At 40.4% G+C, this 16481-nt stretch carries 14 protein-coding genes; 2 read left to right on the top strand and 12 right to left on the bottom strand.

Annotated features, from left to right (window positions below; genetic code table 11):
• The first annotated feature begins 54 nt into the window (after nucleotides 1-54).
• On the top strand, nucleotides 55-2178 hold the full coding sequence (locus EAF07_RS01160; protein WP_121834462.1) for a GH92 family glycosyl hydrolase: 2124 nt from the start codon (nucleotides 55-57) through the stop codon (nucleotides 2176-2178).
• Complete coding sequence (locus EAF07_RS01155; protein ID WP_121834461.1) at nucleotides 2175-3575, top strand: glycoside hydrolase family 1 protein; 1401 nt, start codon at nucleotides 2175-2177, stop codon at nucleotides 3573-3575. The genes EAF07_RS01160 and EAF07_RS01155 overlap by 4 nt, the downstream gene beginning before the upstream one ends.
• A gap of 186 nt (nucleotides 3576-3761) precedes the next feature.
• Here the strand turns inward: EAF07_RS01155 and EAF07_RS01150 are convergent, their stop codons facing one another.
• From EAF07_RS01150 to EAF07_RS01095, 12 genes are all read right to left on the bottom strand, one after another.
• Nucleotides 3762-4445: a DnaD domain-containing protein gene (locus tag EAF07_RS01150; RefSeq protein WP_121834460.1), complete on the bottom strand. Its 684-nt coding sequence runs from the start codon at nucleotides 4443-4445 to the stop codon at nucleotides 3762-3764.
• Nucleotides 4446-4623: 178 nt separating this feature from the next.
• Complete coding sequence (gene metA, locus EAF07_RS01145; protein WP_121834459.1) at nucleotides 4624-5559, bottom strand: homoserine O-acetyltransferase MetA; 936 nt, start codon at nucleotides 5557-5559, stop codon at nucleotides 4624-4626.
• A 285-nt stretch (nucleotides 5560-5844) separates the two neighbouring features.
• Nucleotides 5845-6363 (bottom strand): adenine phosphoribosyltransferase, encoded by a 519-nt coding sequence (locus tag EAF07_RS01140; RefSeq protein WP_121834544.1) that lies wholly within the window; start codon nucleotides 6361-6363, stop codon nucleotides 5845-5847.
• Between the two features lie 252 nt (nucleotides 6364-6615).
• Nucleotides 6616-9414 (bottom strand): isoleucine--tRNA ligase, encoded by a 2799-nt coding sequence (gene ileS, locus EAF07_RS01135; RefSeq protein ID WP_121834458.1) that lies wholly within the window; start codon nucleotides 9412-9414, stop codon nucleotides 6616-6618.
• 320 nt (nucleotides 9415-9734) lie between these two features.
• The gene (locus EAF07_RS01130) at nucleotides 9735-10526 is read right to left on the bottom strand and encodes a DivIVA domain-containing protein (protein ID WP_121834457.1); all 792 of its coding nucleotides are present in this window, start codon (nucleotides 10524-10526) and stop codon (nucleotides 9735-9737) included.
• 10 nt (nucleotides 10527-10536) lie between these two features.
• The gene (locus EAF07_RS01125; RefSeq protein ID WP_121834456.1) at nucleotides 10537-11331 is read right to left on the bottom strand and encodes a YlmH family RNA-binding protein; all 795 of its coding nucleotides are present in this window, start codon (nucleotides 11329-11331) and stop codon (nucleotides 10537-10539) included.
• A complete protein-coding gene (locus tag EAF07_RS01120) occupies nucleotides 11325-11606 on the bottom strand; it encodes a YggT family protein (protein ID WP_121834455.1) in 282 nt (93 codons plus the stop codon). Before EAF07_RS01120 ends, EAF07_RS01125 begins: the two co-directional genes overlap by 7 nt.
• A 2-nt stretch (nucleotides 11607-11608) precedes the next feature.
• Entirely contained in the window at nucleotides 11609-12169 is a 561-nt protein-coding gene (locus EAF07_RS01115; RefSeq protein ID WP_121834454.1) for a cell division protein SepF, read from the bottom strand.
• Nucleotides 12170-12181: 12 nt separating this feature from the next.
• Entirely contained in the window at nucleotides 12182-12853 is a 672-nt protein-coding gene (locus tag EAF07_RS01110) for a YggS family pyridoxal phosphate-dependent enzyme (RefSeq protein WP_121834453.1), read from the bottom strand.
• Nucleotides 12854-12855: 2 nt separating this feature from the next.
• The gene (ftsZ, locus tag EAF07_RS01105; RefSeq protein ID WP_121834452.1) at nucleotides 12856-14136 is read right to left on the bottom strand and encodes a cell division protein FtsZ; all 1281 of its coding nucleotides are present in this window, start codon (nucleotides 14134-14136) and stop codon (nucleotides 12856-12858) included.
• 21 nt (nucleotides 14137-14157) lie between these two features.
• On the bottom strand, nucleotides 14158-15519 hold the full coding sequence (gene ftsA, locus EAF07_RS01100; RefSeq protein ID WP_121834451.1) for a cell division protein FtsA: 1362 nt from the start codon (nucleotides 15517-15519) through the stop codon (nucleotides 14158-14160).
• 157 nt (nucleotides 15520-15676) lie between these two features.
• Nucleotides 15677-16366, bottom strand: coding sequence for a 5'-methylthioadenosine/adenosylhomocysteine nucleosidase (locus EAF07_RS01095; RefSeq protein WP_121834450.1), 690 nt, complete (start codon nucleotides 16364-16366; stop codon nucleotides 15677-15679).
• Between the last annotated feature and the right edge of the window lie 115 nt (nucleotides 16367-16481).

The raw sequence follows: 16481 nt of genomic DNA, 5'->3' as shown, positions 1-16481 counted from the left end.
AGGACAATTTGCCACCTATCTACTCCCATTCCCATCATCACACAAGGAGATTTTATGACCATTACCTCTCACATTGATACCCGCTGGGGGACTTATAATTCACACGCCTATTCTAACGGCAACTGCCTTCCCCTAACTGCTCTACCTTGGGGAATGAATGCCTTTTGCCTTCAAACAACTGATCAGCAGGGCAACTGTTTTTTCAACCCCTATGAGCCTATTTATCAAGGCATTCGACTGACACACCAGCCCAGCCCTTGGTTGGGAGACTTTGCAACTTTTCTTATGACTCCTGTGACAGGTTCACTAAGTCAAGAGACTCTCTTTCATAGGCAATCAAGCTACAAAACAAGCTCTGCGATTTTCCGTCCTGACCTTTTGTCGGTGAAATCGAATCGCTTTCAAATAACTAGTCAGGTAACACCTTCACTCTATGGTGCCAACTATCATTTCTCTTCTGAGACAAAAAATCCGATAAGCCTTGTTTTATTCGCACCAGACCACGCTTGCTATACTATCACAGACGATTACCATCTTACGATATGTCTACATAACGCTAGTGAAACACAGGCTGACCATTTCACCTTTTACATGAATTTAGCTTTCTCAGCTCCTCTAACACAAGCAGGTCAGCTGAATGGGGACCAATTTATTGCTGGTAAAACATTTGACTGCTTAAATGGGCATATTCGTCTTGATTTTGCCGAGACAGAGGTTGAGATTAAGTTGGGAACATCTTATATTAGTCAAGAACAAGCCCAATACCACCTCAGTCAGATAGGGGATTTTCAAACCACCCTCTCTCAAGCCAGTCAGTTTTGGGAAGACAAATTAAACCGTATTACCATTGAAGATAATGAGCATTCAGACCAGAAAAACTTTTTTTACCATTGCCTCTATCGTACTCTGTTATTTCCACAAACCTTTCATGAAGTGACAAAAACTGGAGATATTGTACACTTTGATACTCATTCTGGTGCTCCAAAACCTGGTAGGTATTACACAAATAACGGCTACTGGGATACCTTCCGCACGACCTATCCTCTTTACAGTCTCCTTTATCCAGACCAATACCAACATTTTTTAGAAGGTATTTTGAGCCATTATCAAGATACTGGTTTTCTCCCAAAATGGTTGTCTCCAGATGAAAGAGGAATTATGCCTGGTACTTTGGTAGATGGCGTCATCGCTGACGCTGCTAGTAAAGGACTAGGAAAAACACTTCTTCCTCAACTGCTACAAGCCATGTTAGACACCCGTAACACCGAAGATCCAAGTCAGCGCTACGGCAGACACGGTGCCAAAGATTACCAACAATTGGGGTATCTCCCCAATTGCTATCATGAAAGTGTTAGCCATAGCCTAGATTATGCCTATAGTGATTGGTGCATTGGGCAAGTTGCCAAGATACTAGGTAACGAAAAATTAGCTAGCTCACTCATTCAATCTAGTAAATCTTATCGTCAACTCTTTGATCCAGACACTGGTTATATGCGTTCTAAGGACAAAGAAGGGCATTTCAAGGCAACATTTTCTCCTTATGCTTGGGGACTGGACTATGCTGAATGCTCCGCTATTCAAGCTACTTTAGGGGCACTCCATGACTTTGATGGTCTCATTGAACTGATGGGTGGCAAAAAAGCGTTCACAGAATACCTAGACAAACTATTGACCACCGAACCTCTTTTTGAGTGCCAGAATTATGGCTACGAAATCCACGAAATGAGTGAAATGGCTCAGGCAAACATTGGACAACTGGCTATTTCAAATCAACCAAGTTTTCACATCCCTTATCTCTTTCAGCTGAGCCTTCGTCCCGAACAAACAGCCTCACTCATTCACGACATACGAGAACATTATTTTTCACCAACTTATCAAGCCTATCCTGGCGATGAAGATAACGGTAGTCTATCTGCTTGGTACATTTTTTCTTGTCTGGGTTTTTACCCTATTTGTCCTGGAAATCCTGTGTATCATCTTGGCATTCCAGCATTTGATACTATCCAACTTCATTTACCTACTCATAACTTACAGATTACCTCTAAAACTGGTGACACAGAAGCCACAAACCTCCATGTGCATCTAGATGACCAATCAGTCTCAACACTCAATCACCATGACTTGATAACAGCTACAAGACTTCATTTTCACATAAACCATTCAAAGGAGACACAATGACAAGCTATCATTTTCCACCATCATTTTTCTGGGGAAGCGCAACTAGCGGTCCTCAGAGCGAAGGCCGTTTCCCAAACGACGGAAAAGGCGATAACACATGGGACTACTGGTTCCAACAAGAACCCCATCGTTTCCATAATGGGATTGGACCAGACAAATCCTCTCAACTGTACAAGCACTTCCGAGAAGACATCCAACTTTTGAAAGCCACTGGGCATAACTCCTTTAGAACATCAATCCAATGGAGCAGACTGTTCCCAAAAGGTACTGGTGAGGTCAATCCTGAGGCCGTTGCCTTTTACAATAGCTACATTGATGAACTCCTTACCAATGGTATCGAGCCTTTCATCAACCTTTACCACTTTGATTTACCCATGGCACTGCAAGAAAAAGGAGGCTGGTTAAATCGCGATACCGTCTTGGCCTATGAATACTATGCCAAAACCTGTTTTGAGCTGTTCGGTGACCGCGTGCGCTACTGGTTCACTCAAAATGAACCTATTGTTCCTGTCGAATACGGCTATCTTTACCAAGGGCATTACCCTTGCGAAGTTAATTTGAAACACGCCATTCAAGTCGGATTTCACTCTGCCCTTGCTAGCAGTTTAGCCATAAAGGCCTACCACGAGGGACATCATAATGGGCAAATTGGCATCATTCTCAATCTCACACCGAGCTACCCTAGGGATCAAAATAATGCTGGGGATGTCAAAGCCGCTCAAATAGCGGATGCCTTTTTCAATCGCTCCTTCCTTGATGTTTCTGTAAAAGGACACTTTCCAGAAGACCTTGTTGAGATTATCAGAGACTTGGACATGATTCCTGATCACCAGCCAGAAGATTTAGCGATTCTCCAGCAGCATACCGTCGATCTCTTAGGTGTCAATTACTACCAGCCACGACGCATCAAAGCTAAGGAATCTCCAGTGCCAACTCATCCAAATACTCCAATGCCAGAGGACTATTTTGACTATTATGATATGCCAAACAAAAAAATAAACCCCTATCGGGGTTGGGAAATCTATGAAAAGGGCATTTATGATATTCTCATCAATCTCCGTGACCACTATGACAATATCCCTTGTTTTATTGCCGAAAACGGTATGGGAGTTGAAAATGAAGACCGTTACCGTAACGAATCGGGCTATATCAATGACCAATATCGCATTGATTTTTACAAAGACCACCTGCGCTACGTCCATCAGGCCATCACAGAAGGAGCAAACTGCCTCGGCTACCATGTCTGGGCAGGGCTTGATTGCTGGTCCTGGCTTAATAGCTACAAAAATCGCTACGGTCTCATCGAAGTCGACCTAAGTCAAAATGCCCAGCGCCTTATCAAACAATCCGGTTACTTTTTCAAAAATCTCTCAGATCAAAATGGTTTTGAAGATTAATTCTCCAAAATCATCTCGCAAACTAAAAATGAACAAGTTAGGCTAGGCAAAAAGTCTAAAAAATAGCAAATGGCTTAGAGTAACGTCGTCAAAAACGTTGATTCTAAGCCATTTTATTTTGTTTAATTTTCAACAACAAGGCGGGAATTTGAGTTTTTGTCCAGCTTCACTTGCCTTTTATATTGTCTAATCACTCCATATGCTCATCGCAGAGAGAAAATCATCGGAAACGGAGATATTATCAGGATTAATCCGTTCACGTTCCAAGCGGCGCTCTTCAACTTGACGTAAGGTCTTAATACCTTCTTTACGCCAGTTGCGCAAAATCGCCTGAATGTATTTCCAATTGACCTTATTGTTAAAGACTGCTTCTCGTAACGCCTCACGGATAAGCTCTGGGTCAGTCTGATCTTCATAAACTAATTTCTGGACATCTTCCAAAATCATCGGATTAAGCATGCCCATAGCCTGCTCCAAATCATCCGTCAATTGTTTAATCGCTTCACCCTGCGCCACATATTGCACATTTGGCTGACTTGACTGATTTTTTCCAAGCAACTGATCAAGTTTTGAAAGCGCAGGAGTTGCGTCAAAAATGACCTCTATTTCACCTGCCAACTCAATCGTTTTAACATCCAAAACACCCTCTTTTTCCAAATTAGAAATCAGGCGATTGACCTCAGTCACTGTTTTCCCCAAAGCTTGCGCAATTTGACTTGGAGCGACTTCTTCTAATTTAGTCGTATTTTGCAAGTAAAAAAATTGCCAAACCAAAAATGCATCCGCACTTGAAAATAATTCTTTAAAATGAAAAAGCAGAGCTGAGGGAAGGACAAGATTGCCCAAATGAAAATTCTCTAAATAACTCATGTTCAAGAAATCTAAGGAAGATTAACCAATGATTACTGTCACTAGAATAATCGTATCCCATGTTCAATTACGTAAAAATTGAACAATCCTTTCTATTTTTAGTTTAAAACCCCATCACATCATGCCATCATTTTCGTCATGCTCGCCACATAAGTTCACAAAAGAGCAACTACACGTACTATTCTTTAACTACCTTAGACAGATCCTCCAAACGGTAAGGGGTTTCCTGATAGACAGCATAATTAAGCCAATTACTAAAGAAGGTAGAAGCTGCTAAATTCCAACGCATAGTTGGGGTTTGGTTAGGATCATTATCTGGAAAATAATTCTCAGGAATGCTAATCTCTTTTCCTGATAGCAAATCACGGCTATATTCTTTAGCAAGGGTATCGCGATCGTATTCCAAATGACCAAAACTATAAACATTACGCAAATCTTTACTCGCAAGAAGAGAGAGACCGACACTATCACTTTTTGATAAAATATCCAACTCTTGAATATTATTGATATCTTCTTCCAAAACTTCTGTATAGCGAGAATGGGGTGCTACAAAAGCCTCATCAAAACCTCTCATTAATGGATTCGTTTTGGCAATAACGTTTTGGTTAAAAATACCAGATAATTTTCCAGCCTTACGTAACCATTTTTCAATGCCATATTGAAAATAAAGCCCCGCTTGCGCTCCCCAACAAAGATGTAACGTTGAATAAACATGAGTCTCCTTCCAAACGAAGATTTGGCTCAACTCATCCCAATAATCCACTTCTTCAAAAGGAAGAGTCTCTACAGGAGCTCCTGTTATAATCATACCATCATAATAGCGTTCCTTGATATCATCAAAAGTCTTATAAAAGGTTTCTAAATGTTCAGCCTGAGTATTTTTAGACTCATGGCTTTTCATATGAATAAAATCAACATTCAACTGTAAAGGCGTATTTGACAAATGGCGGAGCAGCTGAGTTTCTGTCGCCTCCTTAGTAGGCATCAGATTTAAAATCAAGACTTCCATTGGACGGATATCTTGATGACTGGCACGTTTGTCATCCATGATAAAAATATTTTCAGAACGTAAAATATCTACCGCAGGTAATTTCTTATCTAACGTGATTGGCATAGTAAAGACACCGAGAGCATGTATTCACCTATCAAATCATTAATTCGATAGACAATATCTTACAAAATAATAAAGCTCTCCCTTTCTAAATCATTCATACTATCATTATAAAAAAAGGTGCTATAGGTTTCAAATATGAATTTATTTGACAACTCCATAGTTTAAAACTATAACAATGATAGAAATAGTCAATAACCTAGACTGCCATTTTAAGAAATAACTTCACCATCTATACTACAAAAGATGATGAAGTTTTTGAGATAAATAAATTGTTTAAATACTAGCTTATCCTGGGAAGTTCATCAAAACTTTGACATCATAATCACCAATCGCTTCACGACCATTTAAGCCATCAAGTTCAATGATAAAAGCACAACCAGCCACTACACCACCAAGTTGTTCAATCAATTCGATAGTCGCTTTGACCGTTCCACCTGTAGCCAAAAGGTCATCAACGATAAGAACACGTTGTCCTGGCTTAATCGCATCTGAATGCATTGTCAAAGTATCCACACCATATTCTTTTTCATAATCAGCAGATACAACTTCACGTGGTAATTTACCTGGTTTACGAACAGGGGCAAAGCCAATTCCAAGCTCTACCGCAACAGGACATCCAATGATAAAACCACGAGCCTCTGGGCCAACAATCATATCAATATCGTGATCACAAGCATATTGTGCAATTTCACGAACAGCATAGCTATAAGCCTTTCCATCGGCCATAAGAGGTGAAATATCACGGAAAGTGATACCTTCTTTAGGATAATCTTTAATTGATGCAATGTATTGTGTTAAATCCATAATTTCTTTAGCAGTCAAAAACCGCTATCCTTTCTGAAAGGGATAATTCCCAAAAATGTTTTACACTCTATTATATCAGAAAAAGAGTGACTGGTCTAATCTCAGTCACTCCCTTCAAATAATATCATCAACAAAAATGATTTCTAGTACTTCACATTGGCATACCAATAAAATCTAAAAGCTCTATACCTATTATCTACAATATTTGATAAATACGTACAGTCATTTCTGTTCTACTAGAACATCCTAGCTTTATTTAGCTACTACTTCAAATCCTTCTGCTACTGCTTCTGCAAAGTTTGCTTCAACGATTTCCGCACAGTGGTCACAGATAGTTGCTTGGTATGAACGTTCTGCGGTTGTCGTATCGACACGACGGCAACGGTCACATACTGCACCTTCTGCATGAGCAACGGTGAAGGCAACACCTTCAAAGCAAATCGCTTCTGCTGGAGCTTCTTCTTCTGTTACTGTCAATTGCGATACAATCAATAGCTGCGCAACATCACTAGACAAGTTTTCAAGAAGGGCTTTCACTTCAGCTGATGCATAGATTGTCAAGTGAGCTTCCAATGATTTACCAATCACTTTTTCATTACGAGCTTCTTCAAGTGCTTTTTGAGCTTGGGTACGAAGCGTCATAAAGGCTTCCCAGTTTTCAAGCAAGGCTTCTTGATTTGCAAAGGTTTCAACCTCTGGCATTTCAGCTAATTGAACGAACTCTTCTGCTTCATGTTCAAGGTATGACCAAATTTCCTCAGCAGTGTGAGGCAAGATTGGTGTCAATAATTTGGTGATTTTCACCAAAATGTCATAGAAGACGGTTTGCATTTGACGGCGAACCAAGCTGTCTGTTGCTTCGATATACACGACATCTTTAGCAAAATCAAGATAGAAGGCAGACAAATCAATGGTAATAAAGTTGACAACGGCTTTGTAGATGGCCATAAAATCATAAGACTCATAAGCTGATTTGATTGTAGCCACCAATTGGTTGAATTTCACAGTCATGTATTGATCAACCGCACGAAGCTCATCATAGGCAACAGCATCAGTTGCCGGGTTAAAGTCAGATGTATTAGCAATCAAGAAACGAAGAGTGTTACGGATTTTACGGTAAGTTTCTGACACTTGGCCAAGGATATCCATAGACACACGCACATCGTTATCCGTATCTACTGATGTTACCCAAAGGCGAAGAATCTCAGCACCATATTGCTTAGCAACGTCGTTAGGTGAGATGATATTGCCTTTTGATTTAGACATTTTCTCACCTTTACCATCAAGAACGAAGCCTTGTGACAAGACTGACTTGTATGGCGCATGCCCATTGACCGCAACAGAGGTAATCAATGATGAGTTGAACCAACCACGGTATTGGTCAGAACCTTCAAGGTATAGGTCTGCCGGGTAAGAGAGGTTCTCACGAGCGTTCATGACACCGTTCCAAGATGATCCTGAATCGAACCACACGTCCATGATGTCCGTTTCTTTTTCAAAGAGACCATTTGGTGAACCAGGGTGAGTAAATCCTTCTGGAAGCAAATCTTTTGCTTCTGATTTCCACCAGATAATTGACCCATGCTCTTCAAAGAGATTTGCCACATGGTCTGTCACTTCTTTAGACAAGATTGGTGTCCCATCTTCCGCATAGAAAATTGGCAATGGCACACCCCAAGCACGTTGACGAGAGATAACCCAGTCGCCACGGTCACGAATCATGTTGTAAAGACGTGTTTTACCCCATGATGGGTGGAAGGTTGTTTTTTCAATTTCATCCAAGATTTCTTGGCGGAATTTAGACACTGAGGCAAACCATTGTGGCACAGCACGCCAAATGATTGGTTTTTTCGTACGCCAGTCAAATGGGTATGAGTGGTTGATGACTTCTGAAGCAAGGAGCAAGTCGCCCAATTTTTCTTTTACTGTTGGGACAACCTTATCATAGAATTGTCCTTCAAAGTCAGGACCAGCATTTTCCATCATCAAGCCACGGCTATCAACAGTCACAGCTACTTCAAGATTGTATTTCACACCGACATTGTAGTCATCCTCACCAAATCCAGGCGCTGTATGGACAATACCTGTACCAGAATCCGTTGTCACGTGGTCACCAAGGATAACCAACTCATCAACTGCTGTATCCCAAGGGTGTTCTGTCACGATGTACTCAAACTCAGCACCTTTACGAACTTCAAGGATGTCAAAGCTTTCCCAGCCAAATTTAGCAGCAAGGCTATCAACAAGCGCCTCTGCTACCACATATTTGCGGTCGCTACCAGCTGGTTTCACAACCACATAGTTAATATCTGCCCCCATGGTCAAACCACGTGAAGCCGTTACCGTAAATGGTGTCGTTGTCCAAACCACAATGTAAGTATCTGTATCAAGGACACCTTTACCATCTTTAACTTTATTGGCATAGTAAAGCGATGTAGAATCAATATCATGGTACTCAATCTCAGCTTCAGCAAGTGCTGACTCTGATGACCATGACCAGTAAACTGGCTTAGCTCCACGGTAGATATAACCTTTATCAGCCATGGCACCAAAGACACGAATTTGATCTGCTTCGTATTCTGGTTTTAGAGTGATGTATGGATTTTCCCAGTCTGCTGAGACTCCTAAACGTTTGAAGTCATCGCGCTGTTTATCCACTTGAGAAAGAGCATAATCACGACACATTTCAAGGTATTCAGCTAGATCCATTTCCTTGCGTTTCACACCTTGTTTAGCTAACACTTGCTCAATTGGAAGACCGTGTGTATCCCAACCTGGCACATAAGGCGCACGGAAACCAGACATTGATTTTGAACGGACAATGATGTCTTTAGAAATCTTGTTAAGCGCGTGACCAACGTGAATATTTCCGTTAGCATACGGTGGTCCATCATGCAAATGGAAGGATGGTTTACCTTCATTTAATTGCTGACGCTTGTTGTAAATATCTGCTTCATCCCAAGCTTTTTGCCATTCTGGTTCTTTATTTGGTAAACCAGCACGCATTGGAAAGGCTGTTTTTCCCAAGTTCAAGGTTTCTTTTAATTTCATGATAACTCCATTCTTATAAATAATCTAAAGCGAACTAACTTTTCAAAAATAATGACTAAAAAAATACCACAAAAAGTCGTGCAAAGGACGACTAATCGTGGTACCACCTTCATTTAGAAAAGTAATGTATCCCGAGTATTTCATATAGCCTATGATACACTGCTTTTCCCTCTTTGGTTGATAAGGAAACCACCCCTTCTAGTCTAATGGCACTAGGACTTTCAACTAGAATTAATGAAGAGGATAGGATCATCTGAGGGACTGCAAGACTCACACCAACTCTTGCTCGCTTAAAGTGTCATGATAACCCTGTGTTCTTCTTAATCTTCAATATTTACAGTAAAGGTTTGAGTATCTGTTTGAGAAAAATCAACAGTTTCTGATGACACAGTTTCTGATGATTCTTCTTCAAAAAGATAGTCTTGCTCAGACTGAGCTTTTTCTAATTCTTTATTAGCTTCTGCTACACGACGATAGATTTCTTCCATTTCTTCAGGAGTGAATTGGCGTGTCGCATCAAATGTCACTGGTTCGTCACTATCTGAGAAGTTTTCTTGTAGGACTTTTTCAACAACTTCTTTGAAGGCAGCATCAGAATTTTGGAGATATACTGCTGTCGGTTGCAATAGCTCTTGCCATTCTGGTGAATTGACAACACTCACTTGACTTTCCATCGCTGACAAAAGACGTTGGTGGAAGTGACGACTTTGACGTTTCAACTCTTCAGTTTCAACCGCAACACGCTTAGCGTTATCTGTCGCATCACGTAAGATTTCATTGGCCTTGACTTTAGCCTCTTCAATTAAATGCTGAGAATCATACGTTGCTTTATTGATAAGGTTAGTTGCTTCAGCCTGAGCAGAAGCTTTGACTTTATCAGCTGTTTCTTGAGCCAATAAAACCGACTGCATCAATGATTCTTTCATATCATTAAAGTAAGCCAATTTTTCTTCCAAGTCACGAATTCGCAATTCCTGTTCACGATTAGTACGTGTCAAAGCTTCATAATCATCTGTGACAATATCTAAAAAGTCATTAACTTCATCTTCGCTATAACCGCGAAATTTTACTTTAAACGTTTTGTCTTTAATATCAAGTGTCGTTAAAGCCATTAGTTTCTCCTCATATTTCTGTTATTTTTTCAATTGTAAGTTTTATTTTCCCTGATTTGCTAAGTCCATTATTGCGAGCAATTTGATATCGTCCATAGCCTCTAATACTGAGCAAATCCCCTGTTTCAAGTTCCTGCGAAGCCTTGTTAAGACTTGTATAATTGAGCTTTACCTTATCTTTTTCCAAAAGCTTTGCTGCGTTGCTTCGAGACAATCTTAAAATTTCTGAAATAATCGCATCCGCTCGCCAACTCGCTACTAAAACATCCTGTGATTGCCTATTAACAATTCTAGGAAGTAAGAACTCAAGAGAGACTTCTTTCAAGCCAACGGAAACTTTACCGATTTTTTTAATCGTTTGGATAAAGTATGATGCCATAGCCTGTTCTACTAAAAGTTGAACTTTGCCATCTGATACTAAAATATCACCAAAAACACTTCGCTTAATTCCAAGCTGATTGATAATCGTCCCCATTATTTGACGATGAGTCAAATGGTTGAATTTAGAATTATACGTTAATTCTAACAGGCTAATCTCAAAATCATCTACGTCTAAGACATAGTATTCTGGAGCAATGATGATTTTAGCATACTCTGTATCATAATGGTCAGAAGAACTATAGTAATGAAGCCCAGCTTGATTAACTAAAGTGATTAAAATAGTAACCTGCCTGGGATTAAGAAATTCTGTGACTTGAAAAGTGTAGGTTGCTTCTACCTGCTGAATCAAGTCAAGGCATTTCTCAATAAACAATTGCTCATCTGGGCGAAAATGCTGATAAACAGCTCTGCTATTTTTTACCATAGTGTAAATATCATCAAATATAGTTGCGACAACAAAAAGCGAACAAACTGTAATGCAGCAAATGCTACTAAAACAGTGAGATCAAATACTCCAAAACGTAAATTCAGTTGTCGAAATGGTTTTAATAGCGGTTCAACAAAATAAGATACCCAATAACCTAGGGCTGTTCGATAAGCTCCAGGAAACCATGATAGTAAGGCATAGACGCCCAATAAGAGCATATAAACTTCAATTACTTTAAACAGGATGCTAAAAATATAATAAATTATTAACATTTTTACCGTCTCTTCATATCGTAATCAAAGCTCGTGCTCTCACCGCGTTGACCGACATCTGCTAAGCCTAAATCTTCAATATCGACTACAACATTGGCTGGTGTCAAAAGATACATTGACGAGCTGACTTTTTGCAAATTCCCGAAAAGAACTGAACTCGCTCCGCTAAGAAAGTCCAAACAACGTCTTGCAGGAGCATCCAACATGTATTGAAAATCAATTAAAACACTCTCGTTTTCAATCAAGAGATTAACAATCTCAGGAGCATCCTCGTACTGACGTGGGTATTTAATTGCAATTTTTGATTTTTCTGAAACTGGAACATTTTGAGCCATTTGTTCACGCTGCTGAGCCAAACTTGGTTCAGTCTCAGTAATAGGTCTCAAATGTACCTGCTCTTTAACTGACGAGCGTGGCACTTCTTGGCGCCTCGGAGCCGGTTGAACAGGTGCTGATGGTTTGACTGCTTCACGATATTCAGGAGTCTCGACTTCTTCCACATCGGAAACTTCATCAGTATCAAAATAAGAAATGAAACTGTTCAATTTATCTTTAAGTCCCATATATCCTCCATTTTAATTAAAGAATGCCGTTCCGATGCGTATGAATGTCGCACCCTCTTGGATAGCAAGTGGAAAATCACCTGACATCCCCATACTAAGTTCAGTCATTGGCATATTCTTTATCTTTTTAGCTTTTACTGTTTCCTGTAACTGTTTTGCCTGTTTAAAGATAGCGACTAGAGTAGCCTCATCGGCTTCAATAGGAGCCATCGTCATCAATCCGACAATTTCAATCTGGTCACATTTTTCTAGCTCAGGCAATACTTTTTCTAATTCTTCTATTGAAAAACCATGCTTGGTCTCTTCGCCAGAGATGTTAACTTGTAGGAAACATTTTATCTTATGCTGAGCCCGCTTTTGAATTTCTTGAGCGAGTTTTACTGAATCAAGTGCATGGAAATAATCAACGTAATTGATGACATCCTTGACTTTTCTTCTTTGTAAACTTCCAATGAGGTGCCATGTGACGTTTTTATCCTTCAATGCCTCATACTTATCAAGAAATTTATCAACGCGGTTTTCACCAATATGGCGAACGCCAGCTTCTACAAGCTGGCTCGCTATATTATGATCAACATATTTTGTTACTGCAATAACGGACAAGGAATCTGCTGAACGTCCCGCCTTTTGGCAAGCATTGGCAACAGATTCAAAAACCTTATCTGCTTGACTTTTCATTTCCATATTTAGCGATTTTTGAAGAATGGTGGTGTCTCCAATTCATCGTCACCCTCAAAGCTATCTTTGAAACTTGTCACAGATAGTTGGTTGTCTAACTCACCTTCTGTTGGGCGAGCAATTGGATCACGACGAAGGTTCCAATCACCAAATGGACTTTGTGTCGCAGGTTGACCTTGCGCACTTCTCTGATCCATTGTCGGAATTTCTGACGTTTCAGACATGTCAAATGGTGCAGAGGCTTGGCGATAGGTTGGTGTAGCTACTGGTTGAGTAGAGCTACGTTGCTGTGTTTGAGTTTGTGTAAAGCCACCAATCACACGTTGCGTTTTTTCTTGTCCAACACCTGTAGCAACCACTGTTACACGAATTTCATCACGCATATCCGGGTCAATTGAAGTTCCCAACCAAATGTTCACATTACTTCCAGCCGCTTGACTTACGATTTCTGAAGCTTCTTCTGCTTCAGTTAGGGTCATGTCAAGACCACCTGTAACGTTAACGATAACATCTTGAGCACCATCAATTGTTGTTTCAAGAAGAGGAGAGTAGATTGCTTTACGTGCAGCTTCAACAATACGCTCTTCTCCAGTACCAATACCAATACCCATAAGGGCATTGCCTTTGTTTGCCATAACTGTTTTCACATCGGCAAAGTCAAGGTTGATAAGACCTGGACTTGTGATCAAGTCTGTAATTCCTTGAACACCCTGACGAAGCACATTATCCGCTTCGCTAAGAGCTTCCATGAGAGGTGTCTTCTTATCTACAATTTCAAGAAGATTATTGTTAGAGATAATCAAAAGCGTGTCAACGTGTTCGCGTAGCTCTTGGATACCTTCAATCGCAAAGTTACCACGTTTATTTCCTTCAAATCCAAATGGACGAGTAACAACGGCAACTGTCAAAGCACCTAGACCTTTTGCAATACGTGCAATGACTGGTGCTGCACCAGTACCAGATCCGCCTCCCATACCAGCGGTAATGAAGACCATGTCAGCACCTGAAAGTGCTTCTGTCAACACTTCTTCACTTTCTTCAGCAGCTTTACGACCAACTTCAGGTTGACCTCCTGCACCTAGTCCGCGTGTTAATTTAGGACCTAACTGAATAACTGTTTCAGCCTTAGAAGAACTTAGAGCTTGAATATCTGTATTAGCAGCGATAAATTCAACTCCTGCTACGCCTTCATCAATCATACGGTTGATGGCATTACCGCCACCACCACCAACACCGATTACTTTAATGATTGCGCCTGTTACAGACGCTGCATCAAATGAAAATACCATTTTATTCCTCACTTTAAATAATTAGTCAAACATAGAGCTAAAGATGTTGCGTACACGATCACCTAGTTTAGGCTTATCGCTCACTTTTTCTTCAGTCTGAGCAACTTCCGCTACTTCTGGTGTTGCCTCAGGAGTAGGATAAGTTGGTGGTGTCACAGGACGAACAGGTGCTTGTGAATAAGTTGGTGAAATATCAATTGGCTTACGGCGAAGAAGTTCTTCATTATGCACTGCATTTTGCGCAATTGATTCAACATCTGTCATATTACCAACGTATTCTACTAAACTGATGACATTAGCAAACATTGGGTTGCGAATGCCGACTTGATTTGGAATGTAAAGTTTAACATTTGTTCCAAAAACTTTCTCAGCTAATTCAACAACACCTGGCAAAATAGCTCCACCACCAGAAAGTACCACACCACCTGGCATATCGAGCACTCGTCCACGATCTAAGTCTTGTTTCACACGCTCCAAGATGTGGCGAACACGCGCAGAAATAATCTCAGATAGGTAACGCTCACTAACATCAATTGGGCTATTTTCACCAACCACATCAACTTGCACCGTTTCTGTCGCACTTGCTGCGTTGACGTCTGCATTACCAAAGTTAAATTTCAATGCCTCTGCAATGTCGCGAGAAGTTTTCAAAACTTTTGAAATATCCTTAGTAACGTAGTCTCCACCTTCAGCATAGATGTTGGTATACTGCAATTCTTGGTTACGCATAGAAGCCACAGTTGTTTGACCGCCCCCCATATCAATGATTGTAGCACCAAATTCGCGCTCACCTTCATTTAATACTGTTTGAGCCATCGCAAGCGGTGAAATCACAATATTTTCAAGAGCAATTCCTGCTTTTTCTACTGCTTTACGTAAGTTATGAAGAATCGTGCTTGGTCCTGTATAGAGAATACCGCGCATTTCTAAGCGGATTCCCATCATGCCACGAGGATCTTTAATCCCTTGGAATCCATCAATGATAAATTCCTCAGGAATAAGAGTAATCACTTCACGTTCAGGTGTCACACTCTTAGTCAATGCTGATTTTACAACGCTATCAACATCTTCATCTCGGATTTCTTTTGTCTCACTTGGAACAGGAATCATTCCTTGAGTTGTTTCAATTTGCAAGTGATTAGCAGGCAAGGCAACATTAACTCTCTCAATACTTACCCCTGCTTTTTCTTCCGCTTGCTCAATTGCTGATTTAATGGCACCAGCTGCAACGTCAATATCAACAATAATGCCGTCTTTTACCCCTGCACTTTTGACCTTGCTAACGCCGATAACATTCATTTCGCCACCGATAAATTCAGCGACTAGTACCTTAATCGTACTTGTTCCAATATCTAGACCTGTAAAAAAGCCACTTCTAGCCATTCACTTGACTCCCATTCTTACTGTTCTTGTAGGTAATATTTGCTATTTTACCACCTTACGCTATTATAACATAAAAAAACCTAAATTGTCTGTAATTTCCTTTTTTTTCGGGAGATTATCCTAAGTTTTTTGCTTCTGTTACATATCGGTTACAAATTTACAATAATTGTAAAAAAGTTAGAAGGGTTTGAGCTGATTTAGCACCAGCTTCGATGATAAATTCATCAAAACTAATATTGGCATCATGGTTTGCAGTGTCACTCATGGCTCTAACCACAACAAATGGTTTTCCGATATTATGAGCAGCTTGAGCAATGGCAGCTCCCTCCATTTCCACTGCCAGAACTTCTGGAAATTGGGCTTTAATCGTATCAATTTTTTCTTGACTGGCAATAAAGCTGTCCCCTGTGGCAATCAGTCCAATTTTATTGGATAAGCTCTGCTTTTTCAGAGCTTGCTCAAAAACAGAGACTAGGTGCTGATCACTGTCAAAATACAAGGGTTGCCCTGCCATTTGCCCCAAAGCATAGCCAAAGGCTGTCACATCGACATCGTGATAAGCCAGTTTATTAGCTACAACGACATCTCCAACGGCTAAACCTTCGGCTATAGCACCTGCTGAGCCTGTATTAATAATAGCATTCACGTCAAAATGATCTACCAAAATTGCAACGCTCATGGCTGACATGACTTTGCCAATACCTGACTGCACTAGCACGACTTCATGTTTGGCAATTTTACCAGCATAATAAACATTTCCGAGAACTTCGGTTTCTTTGACCTCTTGAAGTTGGGGAATGAGCGTACGTAGCTCCTCCTCCATAGCAGCAATAATTCCAATTTTCATAATATTTAAACGTCTTTGAGCATAAAAAATGAGAAGAAAATGACCAGCCTTGGGTAGCCGTGTTGTGACATTTTCTTCAGAGTTAGCTCAGGTTTGATTAGAATTGACACCCAAT

It is taken from the genome of Streptococcus hillyeri, from assembly GCF_003686955.1.
In the GTDB taxonomy this organism is placed as follows: domain Bacteria; phylum Bacillota; class Bacilli; order Lactobacillales; family Streptococcaceae; genus Streptococcus; species Streptococcus hillyeri.
The sequence above is the reverse complement of the archived record's forward strand: the minus strand, read 5'-3'. Positions and strand labels throughout refer to the sequence as shown.